At 61.0% G+C, this 20433-nt stretch carries 22 protein-coding genes; 13 read left to right on the plus strand and 9 right to left on the minus strand.

The features are described 5' to 3' along the window. Window positions 1–95 precede the first annotated feature (95 nt). The 4 genes from BMZ66_RS03610 to BMZ66_RS25465 all read left to right on the plus strand — a co-directional run bounded on the left by BMZ66_RS03610 (window position 96) and on the right by BMZ66_RS25465 (window position 3460). On the plus strand, window positions 96–416 hold the full coding sequence (locus BMZ66_RS03610; RefSeq protein ID WP_092669041.1) for a hypothetical protein: 321 nt from the start codon (window positions 96–98) through the stop codon (window positions 414–416). A 556-nt stretch (window positions 417–972) separates the two neighbouring features. Then, entirely contained in the window at window positions 973–1407 is a 435-nt protein-coding gene (locus tag BMZ66_RS03615) for a BLUF domain-containing protein (RefSeq protein WP_092669043.1), read from the plus strand. A gap of 423 nt (window positions 1408–1830) precedes the next feature. After that, window positions 1831–3234 carry an MBL fold metallo-hydrolase RNA specificity domain-containing protein gene (locus tag BMZ66_RS03620; protein ID WP_092669045.1) on the plus strand — a complete coding sequence of 468 codons (1404 nt, stop codon included), beginning with the start codon at window positions 1831–1833 and terminating at the stop codon, window positions 3232–3234. Between the two features lie 76 nt (window positions 3235–3310). Then, window positions 3311–3460 carry a hypothetical protein gene (locus BMZ66_RS25465; protein ID WP_177204580.1) on the plus strand — a complete coding sequence of 50 codons (150 nt, stop codon included), beginning with the start codon at window positions 3311–3313 and terminating at the stop codon, window positions 3458–3460. A gap of 80 nt (window positions 3461–3540) precedes the next feature. Here the strand turns inward: BMZ66_RS25465 and BMZ66_RS03625 are convergent, their stop codons facing one another. From BMZ66_RS03625 to BMZ66_RS03650, 7 genes are all read right to left on the minus strand, one after another. After that, the gene (locus tag BMZ66_RS03625; protein WP_092669047.1) at window positions 3541–4227 is read right to left on the minus strand and encodes a DUF1003 domain-containing protein; all 687 of its coding nucleotides are present in this window, start codon (window positions 4225–4227) and stop codon (window positions 3541–3543) included. A 33-nt stretch (window positions 4228–4260) separates the two neighbouring features. Then, on the minus strand, window positions 4261–5019 hold the full coding sequence (locus BMZ66_RS03630; protein ID WP_234794962.1) for an LOG family protein: 759 nt from the start codon (window positions 5017–5019) through the stop codon (window positions 4261–4263). Window positions 5020–5271: 252 nt separating this feature from the next. Further along, complete coding sequence (locus tag BMZ66_RS03635; RefSeq protein WP_092669049.1) at window positions 5272–6192, minus strand: universal stress protein; 921 nt, start codon at window positions 6190–6192, stop codon at window positions 5272–5274. 53 nt (window positions 6193–6245) lie between these two features. Continuing rightward, window positions 6246–7073, minus strand: a complete 828-nt coding sequence (locus tag BMZ66_RS03640; RefSeq protein WP_177204581.1) for a universal stress protein — start codon at window positions 7071–7073, stop codon at window positions 6246–6248. A gap of 52 nt (window positions 7074–7125) precedes the next feature. After that, window positions 7126–7335 carry a hypothetical protein gene (locus BMZ66_RS25470; RefSeq protein ID WP_177204582.1) on the minus strand — a complete coding sequence of 70 codons (210 nt, stop codon included), beginning with the start codon at window positions 7333–7335 and terminating at the stop codon, window positions 7126–7128. A gap of 134 nt (window positions 7336–7469) precedes the next feature. Next, window positions 7470–7772 (minus strand): four-helix bundle copper-binding protein, encoded by a 303-nt coding sequence (locus tag BMZ66_RS03645; protein WP_092669053.1) that lies wholly within the window; start codon window positions 7770–7772, stop codon window positions 7470–7472. 229 nt (window positions 7773–8001) lie between these two features. Further along, window positions 8002–8229 (minus strand): hypothetical protein, encoded by a 228-nt coding sequence (locus BMZ66_RS03650; RefSeq protein ID WP_092669055.1) that lies wholly within the window; start codon window positions 8227–8229, stop codon window positions 8002–8004. An 83-nt stretch (window positions 8230–8312) separates the two neighbouring features. Between BMZ66_RS03650 and BMZ66_RS03655 the strand changes: the two genes are divergently transcribed. The 5 genes from BMZ66_RS03655 to BMZ66_RS03670 all read left to right on the plus strand — a co-directional run bounded on the left by BMZ66_RS03655 (window position 8313) and on the right by BMZ66_RS03670 (window position 12442). Beyond that, the gene (locus BMZ66_RS03655; protein ID WP_092669057.1) at window positions 8313–8624 is read left to right on the plus strand and encodes a hypothetical protein; all 312 of its coding nucleotides are present in this window, start codon (window positions 8313–8315) and stop codon (window positions 8622–8624) included. 190 nt (window positions 8625–8814) lie between these two features. Next, window positions 8815–9132, plus strand: coding sequence for a hypothetical protein (locus BMZ66_RS03660; protein WP_092669059.1), 318 nt, complete (start codon window positions 8815–8817; stop codon window positions 9130–9132). Then, window positions 9102–10982, plus strand: coding sequence for a L,D-transpeptidase scaffold domain-containing protein (locus BMZ66_RS03665; protein WP_092669061.1), 1881 nt, complete (start codon window positions 9102–9104; stop codon window positions 10980–10982). Before BMZ66_RS03660 ends, BMZ66_RS03665 begins: the two co-directional genes overlap by 31 nt. 62 nt (window positions 10983–11044) lie before the next feature. Beyond that, window positions 11045–11194, plus strand: a complete 150-nt coding sequence (locus BMZ66_RS25475) for a hypothetical protein (RefSeq protein ID WP_177204583.1) — start codon at window positions 11045–11047, stop codon at window positions 11192–11194. A gap of 378 nt (window positions 11195–11572) precedes the next feature. Next, a complete protein-coding gene (locus BMZ66_RS03670; protein WP_092669063.1) occupies window positions 11573–12442 on the plus strand; it encodes an EamA family transporter in 870 nt (289 codons plus the stop codon). 30 nt (window positions 12443–12472) lie between these two features. On the opposite strand, the gene BMZ66_RS03675 is transcribed toward BMZ66_RS03670, so the two are convergent. Together BMZ66_RS03675 and BMZ66_RS03680 are read right to left on the minus strand one after the other, a co-directional pair. Next, complete coding sequence (locus tag BMZ66_RS03675; protein ID WP_177204584.1) at window positions 12473–13249, minus strand: phosphatase PAP2 family protein; 777 nt, start codon at window positions 13247–13249, stop codon at window positions 12473–12475. Window positions 13250–13543: 294 nt separating this feature from the next. Next, complete coding sequence (locus tag BMZ66_RS03680; RefSeq protein WP_214606946.1) at window positions 13544–14851, minus strand: BNR repeat-containing protein; 1308 nt, start codon at window positions 14849–14851, stop codon at window positions 13544–13546. 297 nt (window positions 14852–15148) lie between these two features. Here BMZ66_RS03680 and BMZ66_RS03685 point away from each other — a divergent pair, with 297 nt between their 5' ends. From BMZ66_RS03685 to gyrA, 4 genes are all read left to right on the plus strand, one after another. Then, complete coding sequence (locus tag BMZ66_RS03685; protein WP_092669069.1) at window positions 15149–16282, plus strand: glycoside hydrolase family 88/105 protein; 1134 nt, start codon at window positions 15149–15151, stop codon at window positions 16280–16282. 191 nt (window positions 16283–16473) lie between these two features. Then, window positions 16474–17121 carry an HD domain-containing protein gene (locus BMZ66_RS03690; protein WP_234794963.1) on the plus strand — a complete coding sequence of 216 codons (648 nt, stop codon included), beginning with the start codon at window positions 16474–16476 and terminating at the stop codon, window positions 17119–17121. Window positions 17122–17184: 63 nt separating this feature from the next. Next, window positions 17185–17415 carry a hypothetical protein gene (locus BMZ66_RS03695; protein ID WP_092669071.1) on the plus strand — a complete coding sequence of 77 codons (231 nt, stop codon included), beginning with the start codon at window positions 17185–17187 and terminating at the stop codon, window positions 17413–17415. Window positions 17416–17709: 294 nt separating this feature from the next. After that, entirely contained in the window at window positions 17710–20310 is a 2601-nt protein-coding gene (gene gyrA / locus BMZ66_RS03700; protein ID WP_092669073.1) for a DNA gyrase subunit A, read from the plus strand. The last annotated feature ends 123 nt before the right edge of the window (window positions 20311–20433 follow it).

Consider the following 20433-nt stretch of genomic DNA (forward strand, 5'->3'; position numbering starts at 1 on the left):
GAACCTGACAATTGTCAGTTCGCTGCCTGATGGGCATCATACGAGCCGCTGCCCTCGCCCGGTACATTTGCTGCCACTAGTTTACCCCAGGTCCAATGCCCGTTCCTCACCATTCGTCGCTACCGCCCGCCGATGCCGCGATGCTGCTAGTGCTGCTGCCGCCCGTCGGCACGGCCCCGCAGGTGCGGGCTGCCACCCTGGCGGCGCTGGCTGCCTTGCAGCAGGAGCTGGGCGCGGCTATCCGGGTGCTGACGGTGGACGAAGTGAGCCACCCCAGCGTCGTGCACAGCTTCCACACCACCGAATTGCCCTGCTTCGTGCTCATGCGGCAAGGCGTGGAGCTGCTGCGGCAGGGCGGCTTGCCCGAGGGCGAAACTATCGTGCCGCTGCTGTTGAGTAAGAGCCTGTCCCGATAGTTTTAAGAGAACGGTCATGGTTGGCTTGTCGAAGCATCTTTACCGCGCAACTAACCCAATTGATTGAGATTAGCGCGGTTTCGGCGTCGGTGTGCAGTCGGGCTGTAGCGCGAACTCTGTAGTTCGCGTCCACGCGCCATTACAGACGTTCGGGTTTCCGCCGGGGACGCGAACTACAAAGTTCGCGCTACAGCCCTATGACTCCGAAACGGCTCTAGTTGCGTGGTAGAGATGCTTCGGCTGCGCTCAGCATTACCGCCTTTGAGGAAGGTCTTTAAGCTCAGCTCCGCAAGCGTAGTCGCCCAATAGAAATTGGTCTTATGAACGGTGCCCTACTTGTTTCCGCAGGAGAAGGAACAGGGATTCCAGCCCACACCCTTGGCAGTTGAGCTAATTGGCAAGCTGCTTATGCCACACGGGGTATCTATTCTCTGTTAACTTCGTTAGGAAGCACGTAGAACCCGGCCTAGGGTCGAGGTTCCTGCTGCCAGTTTCCTTCGGGCCAGGCGCTTGCCCACAGCACTCGTGTGGGGGATACATTTTCCTTGCCGTTTCTATGGGCCTTTATCACCTCATCTATCAAAGCCGCGCCGTTGCGCCGTTCTCCGACGCCGAACTGGTGGCGCTGCTCGAGTGGTCCCGCACCTACAACCGGCAAGTGCACGTCACGGGGCTGCTGCTGCACTCGCCCGACGGCCGCTTCCTCCAAATACTGGAGGGCGAGGAAGCCGACGTGCGAAAGCTCTACTACGAGCACATCCTATCCGACCCACGGCACCATCAATGCCAGGTGCTCGGGGAAGGGAATTGCGTCGAACGCAGCTTTGCCGATTGGAGCATGGGCTCCCGCGTTGCGCAAGCAGCGGACTTGCACGCCTTGCTGCAAAGCAGCTCGCTGAATTCCTCAACTCGTCTCGGGCCCAAGCCCACCATCCGCCCCGAGCTGCTGGAGCTGCTGCTGGATTTTGTGGAGACGCAAGCCGCTCAATAGCTGACCGATGTTACGCAGGCAGGTGATGGCGCGGGGCTGTGCCCCACGTCTGCAATTTGCGGGCTTCTGGCCCGCAACGCCAGAATAATTGGCCCTAAAATCGTTCTGGAATCGATTAACGACCGTCGGCCAGAGGCCGACAAATACTAGGCACGGGGCACAGCCCCGCGCCATCACCTTGGCCTGCGTAACATCAGTAACTAATTGGCTTAGGCCGTAGGGCCAGGGCTTAAAGCCTGTTTGAACAAGACCTCGCTTTTATAAGAAATAAGAAAGGTCGTGCTGAGCTGGTCGAAGCATCTCTACCCCTTCGTTGGGCCTGACGAATGTTGGCGGGGGCCTTGATTTTTGTCATGGGGATGCGTTGAGCTGGACCGTAGTCTTGTACTGCATTTCCACCCTCCCCATTCACACCCTCCCCGCATGGACGTTAGTCTGCAATTTCTCGGCGCTGCCCACTGCGTCACCGGCTCCAAATACTTGCTCACGCTCGACGGCGGCCCCGCGGCCCGGCACCAGATTATGGTGGACTGCGGCCTGTTTCAGGGCCTGAAGGAGCTGCGACTGCGCAACCGCGAGGAGCTACCGCTCACGCCCGCCGACGTGGACATCGTCATTCTCACCCACGCCCACATCGACCACAGCGGCTACTTGCCCAAGCTGGTACGCGACGGCTTCCGGGGCCGCATCTTCTGCACCGAGCCCACCGCCGACCTGCTCAGTATCATGCTGCTCGATTCGGCCAAGCTCCAGGAAGAAGAGGCTGCTTTTGCCAACAAAAAAGGCTACTCCAAGCACAACCCCGCCGAGGCCCTTTACACCCAGCAAGACGTGGAACGCATGCTGCCCCTGGTGGAAAGCGTGGCCTACAACGCCCCGCTTGCCCTGCTCGACGGCGCCCTTACCCTCACCTTCCGCGAAGCCGGCCACATCCTGGGCTCGGCCAGCGTGGAACTGGCCGTGCAGGGCGAGCGCCAGCGCAAGCAGCTGGTGTTCAGCGGCGATTTGGGCCGCTACGACAACCCGGTAATGCACGACCCGGCCCCCGTCACCCAGGCCGACGTGCTGCTGGTCGAGTCCACCTACGGCGACCGCAACCTGCGCGTGGACGACCCCGAGGCCGAAGTGGCCCGCGTGGTAAACGAGGCCCTGGACCGGGGCGGCGTGCTGCTCATCGCCGCCTTCGCCGTGGGTCGCACCCAAACGCTGCTCTACTACCTCAAAAAGCTCATTAAGGAAGGCCGCGTGCCCCAGGTGCCGGTGTTCGTCGACAGCCCCATGGGCATTCGCGTGTCGGACCTGTACCCGCGCCATCCCACGGCCCACCGCCTCGGGCACGGCAACGTGTTCGACTTTCCCGGGGTGAAGTTCGTGACCGAATCCCGCGAGTCCAAAGGCCTGAACCAGCGCACTGGGCAGGCCATCATCATCTCATCCAGCGGCATGTGCACCGGCGGGCGCATCGTGCACCACCTGTTCCACCGTCTGCCCCGCCCCGCCGACACGCTGCTGCTCATCGGCTACCAGGCCGAGGGCACCCGGGGCCACCGCCTGCAGGAGGGCGAAACCGAAATCAAGATGTTCGGCGAGCTGGTGCCCGTGCGCTGCCACGTCGAGCACCTCGGCGGCCTCTCGGCGCACGCCGACCGGCAGGAGCTGCTGCGCTGGCTGGGCAATTTCGAGCAGCCGCCCAAGCACACCTTCATCGTGCACGGCGAGCCCCGGGCGGCCGAAGCCCTGGCCCAGACGCTGCGCCAGGAGCAGGGCTGGCCCAACGTAACGGTGCCGGATTATCTGGACAAAGCCGTGCTGTTCGAAGGCATCTAACGCGGTTTGCGAGTGACTGCCTAGGATAAGATATTGCTAATAATAAAGGTCCACACGAGCGTGTGGACCTTTTTTTGTGGCTGCCATCGGCTACGTGGCATACAGTGGCGTGGCTGATAAAATAACGGCCTGCACCTGGGTAGCCAGCGGCCTGGTTTGGGCCGAAGGCATCGTGCTGTTGCTGTTTAACCGGCGCTGCCCGCTCAAGATTCTGGCCCGGAAATAGTCCCATTCCTACCGGCCCACCTTCGACATTTTCCTGTCTGAGTGGCCGGCCCGCCACAACCGGATGACAGTTGCCCGGCGTTAGCGGCGCTTGTCTGGCTGGCCCAGCACGGCCTGTAGCACCTCCGCTACCTGCTGGGTGGCCAGGGCGTGCTGCTGAGTCAGGTGGTCGAGCTTTTCGTGCATGATGCGGAGCTCCAGCTCGGCCTTCAGGTTTATCATGTAGTCCTTTTTGGCGCGCTCCCGGTCTTTTTCTTCCTGGCGGTTCTGGCTCATCATAATCACCGGGGCCTGTAGCGCGGCCAGGCAGGACAGCAGCAGGTTGAGCAGGATGAATGGGTAGGGGTCGAAGCCCGGCCGGCGCAGCAGCGCCACGTTCAGCAGAATCCAGCCCAGGATGATGCCGAAAAACAGCAGGATAAAGGTCCAGCTGCCCCCGAAGCTGGCAATGCCGTCGGCCCAGCGCTGGCCCAGGGTCAGGGGCAGCGCTGGCTCTTCTACCTTGTCGGTGAGGGTGCGGCGCTCGTGCACGTTGCTGAGCACGGTTTCTTCCAGCTCCGACAGCTCCCCGACTTCGCGCACGAGGAAGTTTTCCAGGTAGCGGCGGCGGTACTCGTTCAGTTCAGTGACGGCCAGCGAATCGTCGGGCTGAAAGTTGGGGTAGTCCAGCTGAATCAGGTCGAGAATGGGCTGGCGCACAAGCAGGCCGCTCACTTGCTCGTTTTCGGGAAAAGTACGGCCGGAGCAGCCGCTAACAAAGGTGGTCATGTTGGTTGGGAAGAGTTAAAAATAACGGTGGCCTTACTCCCCCAGCCACCACCAGCGCCGCGGCGGGCGCTTCGCCGCCAACCGGTACTTGACCACGGCGTGCCGCTCGATGTGGGCCAGCGCTTCCTCCACCGAGTCGGTGTAAGTGAGCAGCTGCAAGTCGGCGGTGTCCACCATGCCGTGGCGCTGCATGTCGGCCAGTAGCGCCGTCAGCGACTCCCAATATTCGCGGCCCACCACTACCACGGGGAAGTCCAGAATCTTTTTGCTTTGGATGAGGGTGAGGGCTTCAAACAGCTCGTCGAGCGTGCCCAGGCCCCCAGGCATAATCACGAAGGCGTAGGAGTATTTCACCAGCAGCACCTTGCGCACAAAGAAATACCGGCAGGTCAGCCAGCGGTCCAGGTAAGGGTTGGGGTGCTGTTCGGTGGGCAGCACGATGTTGCAGCCGATGGACGGCCCGCCGGCCTCTTGGGCGCCGCGGTTGGCCGCTTCCATGATGCCGGGCCCGCCGCCGGTGAGCACCGTGAAGCCCTGCCGGCTCAGGCCCGTGCCTAGCTGCCGGGCCAGGGCGTAAAAGGGCGAGTCTTCGGTTACCCGCGCCGAGCCGAACACCGTGACGCACGGTCCCACGAAGTGGAGCACCCGAAACCCGCCCATGAACTCGCGCAACACCGTCCACAGAAAGCGCAACTCGCGCCGGCGGGTAGTGGGGCCGGCCAGAAAGCGGCGCTCGTCGCGGGCAGCAGCCTGAGCCGGCAGGGGTGGGGTTGGTCGAGCCGGGTGCTGCAACAGGGTAGCAGTTAGATGGAGGGCGAAGGTGCGGTTACGGCAACGAAAGCTGGGGATGGGTGCAGTTTCGGGTGGATTTACCGGCTGAGCGGCGGCTGAAAGCGCGTGGCGCGCGAGTAGGAACTGAATAAAGCCAACGCAGTTACCAGCAGAACCGAGAACATAAGGACGGGAGTTATCATGGCGAAGTAATAAATCGGGTTGTTTAGCACCCAGATGAAAAATAGGAATCAGGCAAACTCAGCGCTGGGTTTAGTTCGCCGGGCTCAGGCCCGCCAAAGCGCCGGCGGTCCAGCTGGCCGCATCGGTAATGGGACGCGACAAGGCGACGGGCTCTGCGGCGGCCGCCACGGGCAGCACCAGCACCGGCACCGGGCAGCGCTCCAGTAGCTGGGTCGTCACGCTGCGGTGAAACAGCCCCTTCAGGAAGCTGCGGGGCCGCGCTATCAGCACCAGCAGGTCGGCCTGGGTGTCGGCCAGGGCTTGGAGAATGCCGGCGGCGGGCGCGACGTCCCGCTCCTGGTACACCCAGAGCGGCGCATCGGGCGGCAGCAGGCCGCTGGCCCGCACATCGGCCATGGCCATGCGCCGCCGCTGGTAGGCCGACTTCTCGTCGAGCATCACGTGCGTAACCGTGTAAGCAGCTTGCCAGGCGGCCAGCAGCGGCGCCAGCTCCCGGCTCGCCGTGCTAAGGGTATATAGCTCGGCATCCAGGGCCAGCAACACGCGGCGCGGTGCGGCCGGCCGGGCAGCTGCTTGGGGTACCAGCAGCAGCGGCAGGTGCGTTGCCCGGAGCACCGGCAGCACGTGGTTGCGCAGCAGGTGGTCCAGCACATCGTGCTCAGGGCTCAGGCCCATGGCCAGCAGCAGCGGCTGGTGCCGGAGCACGGCTTCAGCCACCGCTTCCGCCATGGGCAATACCGATACCGTGGCTTCGGCAGCGCCTGGCAGCTCCTGCGCCAGCGCCGCCATGTCGGCGGCCACCTCGGCGTAGCTGCGGTCGGTTTGGGCCGCCGTCACCAGGGCTGAGTCGGGGGCCAGCAGCATGGGGTCGTGGTGCAAGTGCAGCAAGGCCACGTGCGCGTGCAGCGGGGCACCTAGCGCGGCTGCGTAGTGCGCCGCGTGCTCCGCCGTTTCTGACTGATTGACCAGCACGACAATGGATGGTTTCATAGCGGAGGAGAGAAAAAAGGTAGGTGAAATCAACAGACAACCCTGGCGCCTGCTTAGTCTTCGGCTGGCAGCAGCAGGACGGGAATAGCGCTTTCCTGGATGAGCTGGGCCGTGACACTGCGGTGAAACAGACTGCCAAACAAGGTGTGGCGGCGTACTACTACCACCAGCATATCGGCTTCCTGGCGGGCCGCTTCTTCGAGCACGCCGCCCGCCACCGTCGGGCTGTACACTTCGTGCAACTGGCTTTCGGCGAAGAGGCTGACCAGGTCGTTGTCCCGCACGGTTTCCAACACGGCGTCCTTGTCGGGTCGGGCCTGCTCGTCGTCAGTCACGTGCACCACGTCGAGGGTGGCCTTGGTGGCGAACAGCAGCCGGCTGAGCACCTCCTGGTGGTCCTGGTCGTTGAAGGTGAAGGGAGCCCCGTCAACGGCCAGCAGCAGGCGTCGCGGCGGGAAGGCGTCCCAGCCCGCGGCCGGCACCAGCAGCAGCGGGTGGGGCGCGTGGCGCAGCAAGTCCATCACCACGCTGGCCAGCTGCTCGGTGTCGTCGGGGTCGGCATGGGGGCGGGCCAGCACCAGAAACAGCGGATGGTGCCGGCGCACAGCCTCGTTCACGGCCTCGGGCAGGAAGGCGGGCGCCACCTCTACTTCCGTGGGCACGGTTTGCCCGGCGGCGAGGCGCAGCAGGGCCTGGTCGGTTTTCCACTCGCCCTGCGGGCTGTGGCGGTCGCCGAATCCCTCCGGCACGGGCAGGCCGTCGTAGCGCGCGTGTAGCAGCACCAGCTGCGCGTTAAGCGGCACGGCCAGCCCGGCCGCGTAGGAGAGGGCGCGGTTGGTGACGGCGAAAAAGTCGGTCAGGACAACAAGGGAGGGCCTCATGGCAAGAAAAGTAAAGGTGGAAAAGGTGGCAGCCAGTGAGGCCGAGCGTTGGTTAAGGCAGGAAATACTTGCTTTTAGCAGCGGGCAAAGCAGGACTTGTGAAACTCGTTGGCGCGTATTCACACTCGCCCTCCCGCGCCATGCTGGCGTCTGCTTCCTGCGCATTCTGCCGGGTGTCGGCGCTTAGGGGCCAAGTGGAGCAAGCTTCGGCGGGGGCGGCGTGGGGCTGACCGCGCCCCGCCGGGCTAGACGGGGAGTTCATGGCTGGCGGGCACTTCGCGGTTGATGCTTGGGGTAGCCTGCAGCACGCCCAGGTGGTTGGAAGGGGTTGGGGCGAGGCAGCGCCTTTCGGGGCGCTATTGCGTTGGTTCGTTGGAAAGCGGCCGACCAGTGGGATTAAGCGCAGCGGCGGCAGGCCTCGACGCACTCCTGGCAGTGGCGGTGCTCGTGCTTGGCGCACTCTTCGGCGCAGGCCTGGCAGGTTTCGGCGCAAGCCTTCAGCAGGCTGGCGGCGTGGGCCGAGCCGCGGGCCACGAGGCGAGCGGTGAGGGCGCACACGTCGGCGCAGTCGCGGGCAAGCGTGATGCAGCGGGCCATCATTTGCACGTCTGGCTCTTGCAGGCAGGCGGTGACGCAGTGCTCGCAGGCGGCAATGCAGGCATTAAGGGCTTCAAGCTGGCTTTGGGTGTGGGCAGTCATGGCGGTTGGGGCGGAGAGGAGGGATGCTTGGGGCAAAAGTCCGCCCCGCCCCGTGGCCCTGCCATGACAATGCCGGCTGCCATCCATGACTTTTGTCAGGTTGCCCAGGCGCGAGGAGCCCCGCTAAAGCGTTAAAACACTTGAACAAACCGGCCCGCAGGTTACTCAAAACCAAGGCTGCCGTGCTCAAAAGTGCCGTTTTGTATCGGGCGGGATGCATGAGCACGAGTTAACAAAGCAGATGGTTGACCTTGCCGGCCTGGGCGAGGCCGTAGGTCATCGGGCGTTTGCCCCGCAAGATTACCGCCCCCGGCTCACCGGCAGCATGACATAAATCAGGGAAAAACACGACGTACGGCAGGGCGATGCGCAGCCTTTCGCCGGAACTTGCCTCGGTTTTTAGCTCTTCGATAACTAGCTGCCCGGCCCTGAGTGGCTGAGGAACCGGCGGCTTCACGGCGTGGCGGTGAGGAGCAGCAATGGGCCCAGTTTTCAGCTGCTAAGGCGCCTTATTTCTTTCATCATTTTGCTCCCAGTACCATGTCGTTTGTATCCTTTGGCAATGAGAAAAATTCGCCCCACCTCAACGTGGACCACATTGTGAGCCTGGAGCTAGTGGAAGCACCAGGCCACATGCCAGCGGTAAGCATCCGAGCCACGCGGGCCGAAGCTGACCTGCGCGTCGAGTTTGCAACCAGGGTGGAAGCCCAGGATTTGATTGACTCCATCATCGACTGCAGTGTGCCCAGCTCGGCCGGTGCCGTCGAGTTGGACGCAAACACGGCGGCCCGGCCCAAGCGGCTGCCTTTCGGGCAATTCGTGGCCGATGAGCGCCATGAGCCGGGCGAGTAATTCCAGTTTTGGGCAAGGTCATCAGCTGACTCTTGCTGGTGGCGTATGTAACTCCTCGGGCGCCGCACCACTGCCTTATTCTCTTGGTACATGAAGTGTTTTTTAGCCGTTGTGCTGGTTTGGGGATGGGGACTGGCCGGCGGCACCGCTGCATACGCCCAGCAGGCCCCTTCGCCCTACGGCACCCGGTTTGCAGTGGAAGGAAGCGCCCATCACGATGGGCCTAGCCGCCCTGAGCGTCACGGGGCTCACGCTGGTGCGGCACAAGCACGTAGCCAGCGAAGCCAACCTGGCGGCCCTGAAACGTGAAAACATCTCCGCCATCGACCGCTTCTCCGCCGGCTACTACAGCGAAACGGCGCAGTCAACCAGCGACGCGCTGTACTACGGCACCGTGGCGCTGGTGCCGGCCCTGCTGGCTTTCGCCCCCAGGTGCACGGCCGCTATGGCCAGGTGGCTGGCCTCTACCTGGAAACGATGTGCACCACGGCTGCCGTACCGGCCGTGATGGCTGACTTCCGTATCCGGGCCGGCAAGCACTTTCTCACCGACAACGTGGTAGGGTACGCCTTGAGTGCCACGGTGGGCCTGGTGGTACCGCGCCTGCACCGCGTCAGCTCCGGCTACGATGCTGCGAATGCCCCCGCCCAGGACTTTACCGGCTCGCTCATCGGCTGCGCGGTGGGCGCCGCCACCGGCGTGGTCGTGCTCCATTTCTACCAAAAGCTGCCCGGCACGGGCATCTCCGCGGTGCCGGGCCTGAGCCAAAACGGCTACGCCTACGCCTACGGCGGCCTGCAGCTGGCCCGGCGCTGGTCGCCTTGGCCAGAATGGCAGCCGAACGCGCCCGCCCTGTTGCGCCCCTCTTCTCCTAAATCTAGTTTGTTTTTCTCGCCGACAATGCAACTCCCATTTGTCCTGCTCACTTTCGCCCTGCTGTCGCTGTCGGCAGCCGGCCCCGATGCCGGCCCGATTTCGGCTTCCGTCCCCGCTCAGGTTGTCCCCGCGGCAGCGACCGAACGCATTCGTGCCCTGCTGGCCGATACGCTGGCGAAGGTTTCGCCATTGGCCCAGAGCCAGCAGAGCCGGATGTTTTACCGTCGTCGGGCTTACGTCCCAGCCTGGAGTGTGGCCCAACAACCGTCCCAGTCGGCTCGCGCGGCCCTGGCATTGCTCGCCCGCGCCGAAGACTTTGGGCTGCTCCCCAGCCTCTACCATGTGGGGGCGCTGCAGGCCGTGGCCGACTCGCTAACCCAGCCGCAGGCAGTGGTGCGCCAGACGGCGCAGCTGGCCCGGTATGACGTGCTGCTCACCGATGGGCTGCTTACGTTTGCGGTGCACCTGCGTCGGGGGCGGCTGCGGGCCTTTACGCCCTCTCCGCTCGAAAAAGCCGGGGTGCCGTTTGCCCCGGCGGCCTGGCTGGCGCGCGCATTGGCGGCGCCGGACTTTGCCCAGGCCCTGTTGCAGTGCCAGCCCCAGCAGCGGGAGTACCAGCAGCTGCAGCAGGCCCTGGCCCGGTGGCGCCGGCACCCCGTGGGAGTTGATGCCGCGCAACGTAGCCGCCGGGCCCGGCAAATGGCCGTGACGCTGGAGCGCTGGCGTTGGGAGGCTATCCCCGACGCCGACTACGTGCTGGTGAACCTGCCAGCCTACCAGCTGGAAGTGGTGCGCCACGGCCGGGTGCTGCAAACGCACCGCCTGGTCATTGGCCGGCCCGCCAATCCCACGCCCACGCTCAGCAGCCGGCTCACCTCCTTCACCATCGCCCCGGAGTGGCGGGTTCCGCGCCGCATTGCCACTGGGCAGATACTGCCGTACCTGCATGCCAGTGCCCACACACCCTCCGAGCACGACTTCCTGGCCGATAACAATTACCGCCTCTTCGACGCCCACGGCCACGAGTTGCGCGGCGCGGACGTGGACTGGTCGGCCGTAACGGCGCAGAACTTTCCCTATACCATCCGCCAAAGCCCGGGCTGCGGCAATCTGCTCGGCAACGTCATTTTCCCCTTTGCCAACCCCTACGGCGTGTACCTCAACGACGGGCCCGACCCTCAGCGGTTTGAGCAGGCTTACCGGGCCCTGGGCCGCAGCTGCCTGCAGCTGCAGCACCCCGTGCAGCTGGCCACCTACCTGCTGGGCCCCGACGCTGCCCGCGCCAACTTACCTACTGAAGCCCAGTGCGAAATGGAGCCCCGGCCCCGCCACTTCTTTCTGAAGCGGCCGGTGGCACTGCACGTGCGCTACGCCACCTGCGCGGTAGTGGGTGGCCGGCTTCGCTTTTATGAAGACGTCTACGGCCAGGATAAACGGCTGAATCAGCAGCTATATGGGAGTGGAATAACCCGGGCCTTCTAAACTCGGCCGGACTGGACCGTTCCATGAACGCATGAATTAAGATAATTGCTCGGGCCGCGGGCTTGAAGTGCCTGGTGACCGTGGTGTGGTGCATCGGCCTGCAGCGTATCCAATCCAGTTTCCCGCTGTGGAAGACGCTCTCCTGCAACACGGCGCGCTACACCTTCGAGCCCCTATCGTACAAAGGCTGCATTGACATCGTCAGCATCTAGGAATCCGTGGGCCACGCCGGCATTAACACTACTCGGCACTACCTCATGTCACGCCCCGCGGAACGACACGTGGCTGCCCAGGCGGCCTTTATAGCTTTAAAGAAGCGAGATGCCAATTAGGCACCAATTCTCCAAGTGTGCCTGTTCCGGGGTGAAACACTGCTTAAGTTTGCCTATTCTTAGTATTCTTTTTTTAGAGGCCCTGTGTTCACGGTAATGGTTAAGCAGATTTCAGCAGTAACCTGCTGCGCTTATCTTCCGGCAGGAGGCTCTTTAGGAATTACAGACCCCAAAAGTCGCAGTGCCGGTAACGGTGGCGATTTTTTGGGGTCTGTTTCGTTACGGACAATCTTTAGCCGGCCTGTGCGGGCCTCTCTTATGAGCAAATTTCGCCTGGGCGCGTTGCCTCCGGTCCCGTCAGTGCTACTGGCCTCGCTGAGCGTACAGGCCGGCGCTGCCATGGCCAAGGGCTTGTTTCCAGCGGTGGGACCCACCGGGGCGGCTAGCTTACGGATTGGCTTATCCGCGGTGATGCTGCTGCTGGCGTTCCGGCCGAGAATTGCCGCAATGTCAGGCGCTCAGTGGCGGGCTGTGGTGCCGTATGGCATGACCTTGGGTGCCATGAATGTGCTGTTTTACCTTGCCTTGGCGCGCGTTCCACTCGGGCTATGCGTCACGCTGGAGTTTGTGGGCCCGCTGCTGCTTGCGGTGAGTAGCTCACGGCGCGCGCTTGATTTTCTGTGGGTAGTGCTGGCCGCCGGGGGCATTGGCCTCATTGCTCCCTGGAATGGGCAGGGGCTGGACATGCTTGGGGCTTTGCTGGCGCTGCTGGCCGGTGCCTGCTGGGCGGGCTACATTGTGCTAGGCGGGCGCGTGTCGCAGGTGCTGCCGGGAAGTGGAGCGGTGGCTACCGGGATGGTTTTTGCTACCCTAACCGTGCTGCCGTTTACCCTAGTCGGGGGCGGGCTGAGTCAGCTCACTCCGGGCTTATTTGCATCGGGTCTGCTGTTGGCACTGTTGTCGAGCGCAATCCCGTTTAGCTTGGAGATGAACGCGCTGCGCAAGCTGCCCGGGCGCACCTTCAGCATTCTGATGAGCTTGGGGCCGGTGCTGGCAGCCTTGTGCGGGCTGCTGTTCCTGGGTGAGCACCTGTTGCCCACGCAATGGTTGGCGGTGGCATTGGTAGTTGCCGCAAGCGCTGGCGCCACCCTAAACGCCAAGAAAGTGGCGCTGCCTGTAGAGGGCTAGAGGCTACTCTTGGCTTAGCAGTAAAACTGGTTACTTAGGCTGCCAGGTCAGGCTCAGGCCAGTGCCGCCGGCGGGGCTCCACAGGGGCAACACGCCCACGTCGCGGCCAATGGGCTTGCGGCCCCAGCGGCTGCGGTGGGAGAGGTAGGCCAGGTGAGCCGACAGGATGCCAAAGCCGGCGCCAGCTACCACGTCGCTCTGCCAGTGCTTGTTGTTTATCATGCGGCAAACACCCACCGTGGAGGCCATGGCGTAGGCGCCCACGCCGTACCACTGGCTTTTGTCGCGAAATTCGGTGTGCACAATGGTGGCGGCTAAGAATGCTTGCGCTGTATGCCCCGAGGGGAAGGAGTTGCGGGCCGACTCATCGGGGCGTTCCAAACCGGTCAGGGTTTTCACCAGGTAAACCGATGAGAGCATAATTAGCTCACTCTTTAGCACCACTAGGCCAAGGTTCAGTCGGTCGTCACGCGAGTTGACTCCTGCCACCAGCACAGCGCCAATTTCAAGGTAAGGAGCAAACTGAAGGTAGTCGTCAATTCGGGTGCGGGTGGTGTTGAAAGTGCGCTGTACATCTGCCCGCGCGGCATAAGAGCTGTAAATACCGTGGCTGTTGATGGTGCTGGCCCCATACGTGATGAGGATGGCCGGTACAATCGACGCACAAAACAGCTTGTTTTTGTAAAAGGGTTGGGACTCCGTTATTGGTTTAGTTGGCTTGAATTGCCAGGTTGTATCTAATACTGCAATGCTGGCGGTGTCCTGTACGCAAGCCGCTGCTGATTGAGGTCGGCCAAGCAGAGCCAACAGTATTGAAATTGAATAAAAAAAGTAATTGGACATTATGGGTGTAGTAAATATCAGTAAGCGAAGAAAGTGAATCTTGCTCGATTTACCACATTCCTTTTTTAACTATTTTTCAAATTACACTTGATTTTTGTAAGAAGCGTAATTGTGATACACAGTTTTTTTATCAAAACTGTGACTACAATAAAGAGTGTATGGAATTAACAATGCTTGTATGTACCTCTGTTGCTGTTCAAAAAGCAATAGCACTTTTCAGTAGCTGCAGCACGTGCTGGATTAAGGGGGGAATACTACCTAATGTTCGCTGCTGCCAGTGGCTAGCCGCTGGCTTTTGTGCTTCGAAATGGCTTTTGGCTTCCACTCCAGTATGTACACTGGCTGCGCAGCCAACTGCTCCAGCGTTTCGCCGTCGCCCTGCCCCGTGCGTTGCACAAAAAGGCTAAGGATGCCGTCACGCTGCCAGCGCTCGGGGTCGTAGCTGGGTTCCCAGCTTCCCACGGTGCCAGGAGTGAGGTCGGTTACCTGCCATTTGTTTTGGGTTAAGTCTGCGCATTGCGCTACTGAGGCCCGGTCTCCGCGCTCGGCGTCGCGGAACAACAGGTAAAGGGTTGACCGGCCGCGCTGTTGCCTCACCAGTACCTGAGGTCTGGCTATCGGTATTCGCTTGGTGCCTGCTCCGCTCAGGCTGAAGGGCGTGGTGCGTTGGCTGACCTGGGCTGTTTGCCACCGCTGGCCGGCTAGGTAGATGAGTTGGTACTGCGGCACCTGGGCACCGGCCGGGCGCCAGTAGGAGGCAATGTAGGGCGTGCCCGCCGCATCAGCGGTGATGGACGTTTGGTTGATTAGCTCGCTGCGCTGGGGTATGCGGCAGGCGTACTCAGCCGTTTGCATGGTAATGGGCAAGGCGTACTTTTCGCCGGTGCTTTTTTGCCAGGTGGTACCGCCGTCGAGCGAGCGGGCATAGGCCATATCGTGGTTGGAGGCCACGTCGGGCGACTCTCGCCACACCCACGACACGTGGATGGTGCCCTGGGCATCGATGCAGGCCTGCCAATAGGCGTTGCGTTGGCCCTCGCCGTCAATCAGCACCGAGTGTAGGCGGGCCCATTGTTTGGTTTGGGGGTGGTAGCGGTTGAGCACTAGGTTGCCATTGCCAGAACTGCCGTCACGATACATAAATAGCAGGTCGCCGTTGGGGAAGCGGTGAAACTCGGGGTAGGTCACGTTTTTCTCCTGCTGACCGGTCATGGGCAATTGGTCCGTGAGTTCTAGGGAACCCGCCTGCACGCCGCGGGCATAGCGCAAGGGGCTGCCGTGGTGGTCGAAAGCAAGGTGCACATAGCCCGCGCCGTCCACTGCCAGGCTGATGACGTTGTGTGCATCGCGCACTTTGCCTTGGTAGCGCGTACGCTGCACCTGCCAAGGGCCTGTCGGCAAGTGGCGCTTGGCCAGCATCACGTACCCGACTGAGTCATAATACGCTGTGTATTGTTCGTTTCGGTGCGTCACCACTGAGTTTTTGCGGAATACGGCCCCGTTCACGTTGTTGCGCGCCCAACCCAGTCCTAAAGCTTCCTGCGCATGGACAGCACCAGGTATCAATGTGGCACCGCCACTGAACAGCAATACCGCCAATAGCCGCCTGCTTCTGCTTGAGTATTGCTGTTCCATGAAGGACTGATTTGAATGCCTGATTCAAATGTAACGGCAAGGGTAGATGTCGCGAAAGAGTTTTCCTGTTTGCTGGCTGTGGGCATTTGGCGTTTAAAGCAAGGCTTAAAATGAATTTGGCCTTAACAGCTTAAAGCCTACTATTGCATCTTCAGCCCGCTACTTTGCCACGTAGGGTTGTGGTGTTCTGTGTGCCCCAAAGTTCTGCCTATTCCCCTTGCCTTGCTCATGCCAGCACTTTCTTTTTGCCTCTTTCGTCCATTTGCGTGCGGCCTGCTGCTGGCCCTCGGCCACAGTTCAACCAGTCAGGCGCAGGTGCTAAGCGGGCCTGATAAAGCCTTTTTCAAACCCAAGTACATAAAGCAGCAACTTCTCCTTGCCACCAAATGGCAGCTGGCGCACCCCAAGCACAAAGCCACCGACTGGACCAACGGCGCTTTCTACTCCGGGGTGTTTGCGGCCTACCAAGCCACCAAATCGCCGTGGGTCCTGGATTCGATGCTGGCCATGGGCGAACGCACCCAGTGGCGCCCGGGCCCGCGCTACGACCACGCCGACGACCTGGTTATCTGCCAGACTTATCTCAACCTGTACCGTCTAATAAAGGACCGGCGCATGGTGGCCCCGACGCTGGCCGTGGTGGAGAAATTCCGCACCGAGCCCGGCCCGGAAGTGCAGCACAACGGCATTGCATGGTGGTGGTGCGATGCGCTTTTCATGGGCCCGCCCGTGCTGGCAAAGCTGAGCCAGATAGAAAAACAGCCAGCCTACCTCGTGCTGAGTGACACGCTGTACCAGCAAACCTACCGGCGCTTGTATAGTCCCGAGGAGCACTTGTTTGCACGGGATGCAGCCTATTTGCCCAGCGAGTCGGGTGCGGGCAAAAAGGAGAGCAACGGGCAACGCATCTTCTGGAGCCGGGGCAACGGGTGGGTGATGGGTGGCCTCGTGCAGGTGCTCCAGGAATTGCCCAAAGACCACCCCACTCGGGAGTTCTATGTCCGGACGCTCCGGGAAATGAGTGCTCGCCTCGTACAACTGCAGCAGCCCGACGGCCTGTGGCGTTCCAGCCTGCTCGACCCGGCCGCGTATCCGGGCGGGGAAACTTCGGGCTCAGGGTTCGATACCTATGCCTTGGCCTGGGGCATCAACGCAGGCTTGCTGGACCGGGCCACCTACCTGCCCGCCGTGCAAAAAGCCTGGGTGGCCCTGAGCAAAGTGGTATCACCTGAGGGGCGCGTGGGCTGGGTGCAGCCCATTGGCGCCGACCCTCGCCGCGACTTTTCGGCCGAGAGCTGGGAGGTGTATGGCACTGGCGCCTATCTGCTGGCCGGCTCGGAAGTCCTAAAACTTAAGCGGTGAACTCCGTTGTAACGCAGGAAAATAAGGGACTTTTGAAGCAAGTGCAGCGTTAGGCTACTTTTGCACACCTAGGAGGCGGCCGTTACCTTGGGTAGCTGCCGCTTCTTTTTGGCCAGGGCACGCTGCTTGTATTCGCGTGCCGCTTACATCTCTGCCTACGGGCATGCCACCCATCAACACCCCTCATCACCGTGAATTTTATCACCGCCACCGCTCAGTTTATTGAACAGAAATTCGCCGACGAGGGCAGTGGCCACGACTGGGCTCATATTCGTCGGGTGTGGTTAATGGCCCGCCGGTTAGCCGTCGGAGCCGCCGAAGCCGATGCTGAGGTAACGGAGTTAGCCGCGTTGCTGCATGACATTGCCGACTGGAAGTTTCACGACGGTGACTACGAGGCCGGCCCCCGCGCCGCCCGCGAATGGCTCCGTAGCCTGGGCGCCGACGAAACGTTAATAGCTCGCGTGGAAACCGTTATCCGGGAAGTGTCCTTCAAGGGCTTGGGGGTGGCCACGCCGGTTACTTCTATAGAAGCTGCGTTAGTACAGGATGCCGACCGGCTAGATGCCATTGGCGCCATCGGCATTGCCCGGGCTTTCGCCTATGGTGGGCATAAGGGCCGGCCGCTGCACGACCCGGCTGTGGCGCCAGTGGCGCATGACAGCTTCGCCAGCTATCAGAAAAACGCCGCGCCTACGCTCAACCATTTCTATGAGAAGCTGCTGCACCTTAAAGACCGGCTTAACACCGAGGGAGCGCGGCAAGTAGCCGAAGAACGGCACCGTTTTATGGAAACCTACGTGGCCCGTTTCTTGGCTGAGTGGGATGGTGTGGACTAAAAAAGGGGAGGCCCCGGCCCCTGTAGTGGGCTCGTCGCTAGTCACACCCGTTACCTTTGTGCCATGAAGTTGCTCCTCCGCCTGATTCCGTGTGTACTGCTGTTGGCAGTTACCAGCTGCCGCACTTGCCCCATTGAAACGTGCCATGTGCGCAAAGTGCACTTGCACAGCGGCAACAAGTACCGAGGCCAACCGCTGTTTAAAAAGCAGAATCCATCTATCGGCGAGAAAATCAAAACGTATAACCCGAAGTCGGGCACGCACACCAACGACAAAAGCAAGTCGTTGAAGTAAGCCTTGCGGTCCGGTTACGCCACACTTATGTTGTGGTAAAGGCAGTGTGGGATTTCGCGTTTGGCGTAGGGGTGTGGCATACATAAATATAGCTGCGCCAAGCGTCAAATAAGGCTGATTTCATGCCCCATCTTTAATGGTATAACCAGAACGGTTTCATGACCCCAAAAAAGGCCGCAGCGCTTGCCGTTGCGGCCTTTTTGTTGTAACTTCGCACGCGTATAAAGAACCATTCACCCTGCGGCTAAAATCCCCCTTATTTGGGTATTTAAAAGCCGCCTATCAACCCCCTAAATGGCGGAAGGCGAAAAAATCATTCCGATAAACATCGAAGACGAGATGCGGGGCGCATACATCGACTACTCGATGTCGGTTATTATCTCCCGGGCCTTGCCCGATGTTCGCGACGGCCTGAAACCGGTGCACCGCCGGGTGCTCTACGGCATGAGCGAGCTGGGCGTAGGCTACAACAAATCGTATAAAAAATCAGCCCGTATTGTGGGCGAAGTGCTGGGTAAATACCACCCACACGGCGATACTTCCGTGTACGACACCATGGTGCGCATGGCCCAGGACTGGAGCCTGCGCTATCCGTTGGTCGATGGCCAGGGTAACTTTGGCTCGGTCGATGGCGACTCGCCGGCTGCCATGCGTTATACCGAGGCTCGTCTCAAGCGCCTGGCCGACGAAATGCTCAACGACCTGGACAAGGACACCGTTGACTTTCAGCCCAACTTCGACGACTCGCTGGAAGAGCCCAGCGTGATGCCTGCCAAGTTCCCCAACCTGTTGGTGAACGGCACGTCGGGCATTGCCGTGGGCATGGCCACCAACATGGCGCCACACAACCTCACGGAAGTCGTCAACGGCATCATTGCTTACCTCGACAACCCCGACATCACTGTCGACGAGCTGATGCAGTACGTGACGGCGCCGGACTTCCCGACCGGTGGCATCATCTACGGCTACGAGGGCGTGAAGCAGGCGTTTCATACGGGCCGCGGCCGGGTGGTAATGCGGGCCAAAGCCACGTTCGAAACCAGCAAAACGGGCAAGGAGCAAATCGTCGTCACCGAAATTCCCTACATGGTGAACAAGGCGTCGATGATTGAAAAGACGGCTGTGCTCATCAACGACAAGAAGATTGAGGGCATCTCGGACATGCGCGATGAGTCGGACCGTGACGGCATGCGCATCGTTTACGACCTGAAGCGCGATGCCATGCCTAGCGTGGTGCTCAACAACCTGTACAAGTACACCCAGCTGCAAAGCTCCTTCGGCGTCAACAACGTGTGCCTGGTAAAAGGCCGCCCCATGACGCTGAACCTGCAGCAGCTCATTCAGTACTTTGTAGAGCATCGGGCCGAGGTTATCATTCGCCGTACCAAATACGAGCTGGCTGAAGCTCAGAAGCGCGCGCACATCCTGGAGGGCTTGCTTATTGCGCTCGACCACCTCGATGAGGTTATTGCCCTCATCCGGGGCTCGCGTGACCCTGAAGTGGCCCGTGGGCAGCTCATCTCGCGTTTCGCCTTGAGCGAAGTGCAGGCCCGCGCCATTCTTGACATGCGCCTGCAGCGCCTCACTGGCCTCGAGCGCGACAAGATTGTAGCCGAGTACGAAGACCTGATGCGCCTGATTGACCACCTCAACGCCGTGTTGGCGTCGGACGTGTTGCAGCGGGGCATCATCAAAACGGAGCTCGAAGACATTCGGGAGCGCTACGGCGATGCCCGTCGCACTGAAATCAACTACGTTGGTGGCGACTTCTCGACCGAAGACATGATTGCCGACGAGGCAATGGTTATCACTATCAGCCGCGAAGGCTACATCAAGCGCACCAACCTTGACGAGTACCGTGCCCAAGGGCGCGGTGGCGCTGGTTCGCGCGGTGCCATATCCAAGAAAGACGACTTTACGGAGCACTTGTTCGTGGCCACCACGCACGAGTACCTGCTGTTCTTCACGGAATTGGGTCGGGTATTCTGGCTCAAAGTGTACGAAGTACCGGAAGGAGGGAAGGCCACCAAAGGTTTGCCTATCCAAAACCTCATTGAAATTCCGCGTGAAGACAAGGTGCGTTCGGTACTCAACGTGCGCGGCCTGAAAGACCCGGACTACCTGGAGAATACCTTCCTGATGTTCTGCACCGAGCAGGGCACCGTGAAAAAAACGCCTCTGGAAGCGTACTCGCGGCCTCGTACTGCGGGCATTAATGCCATCACCATTAACGAAGGCGACCGCATTTTGGACGTGCAGCTGCTCGCGCCTAACTCTGAAGTGGTGTTGGCGCTGCGTTCTGGTCGGGCCGTCCGCTTCAACGAGTCGAAGGTTCGTTCCATGGGCCGCTCGGCGGCTGGGGTGCGTGGCATCTCGTTGTCAGATACTCCCGGCGACCGTGTCGTGGGCATGGTTTGCGTGTCAGACCCTTCGCAGGAGTTGCTGGTGGTTAGCGACAACGGATACGGCAAGCGCAGCCCGCTCGACGAGTACCGCGTGACCAACCGTGGCGGCAAAGGTGTACGGGCCATGAAGCTCACGGACAAGACTGGCAACCTAGTGGCCATCAAAGACGTGAACGATACCGATGACTTGATGATTATCAATAAGTCAGGTATCACCATCCGTCTGCGCATGAGTGACCTGCGTACCATTGGCAGGGCTACCCAGGGCGTTCGCCTGATTAAAATTGGTGGCAACGACGAAATTTCTTCCGTAGCCAAAGTGGCAGCCGAGGATAAAGAGGAAGCTGAACTTGACTCCTCTTTGGTAGTTGCTGCCGAGGGTGATGAGCTAGCGGAGGCTAACGGAATTGCATCTGACACTCAGGCCTTAAGCCTGGATGATGACGATGTTGAAGCCGATGACGACGCCGATGTCGAAGATTTGGCATAATTGCTGAATAGGAGCGGGGCGGTCCATTTGGGCCGCCCCGTTTATTTTTGGCGAACTCAAGCGCAGATACCTTCGTTTTTGCACTTGAATTTTACCAACTTTGCTTACCATTTTTCACTCTTT

The sequence above is a fragment of the Hymenobacter arizonensis genome, from assembly GCF_900115775.1.
In the GTDB taxonomy this organism is placed as follows: domain Bacteria; phylum Bacteroidota; class Bacteroidia; order Cytophagales; family Hymenobacteraceae; genus Hymenobacter; species Hymenobacter arizonensis.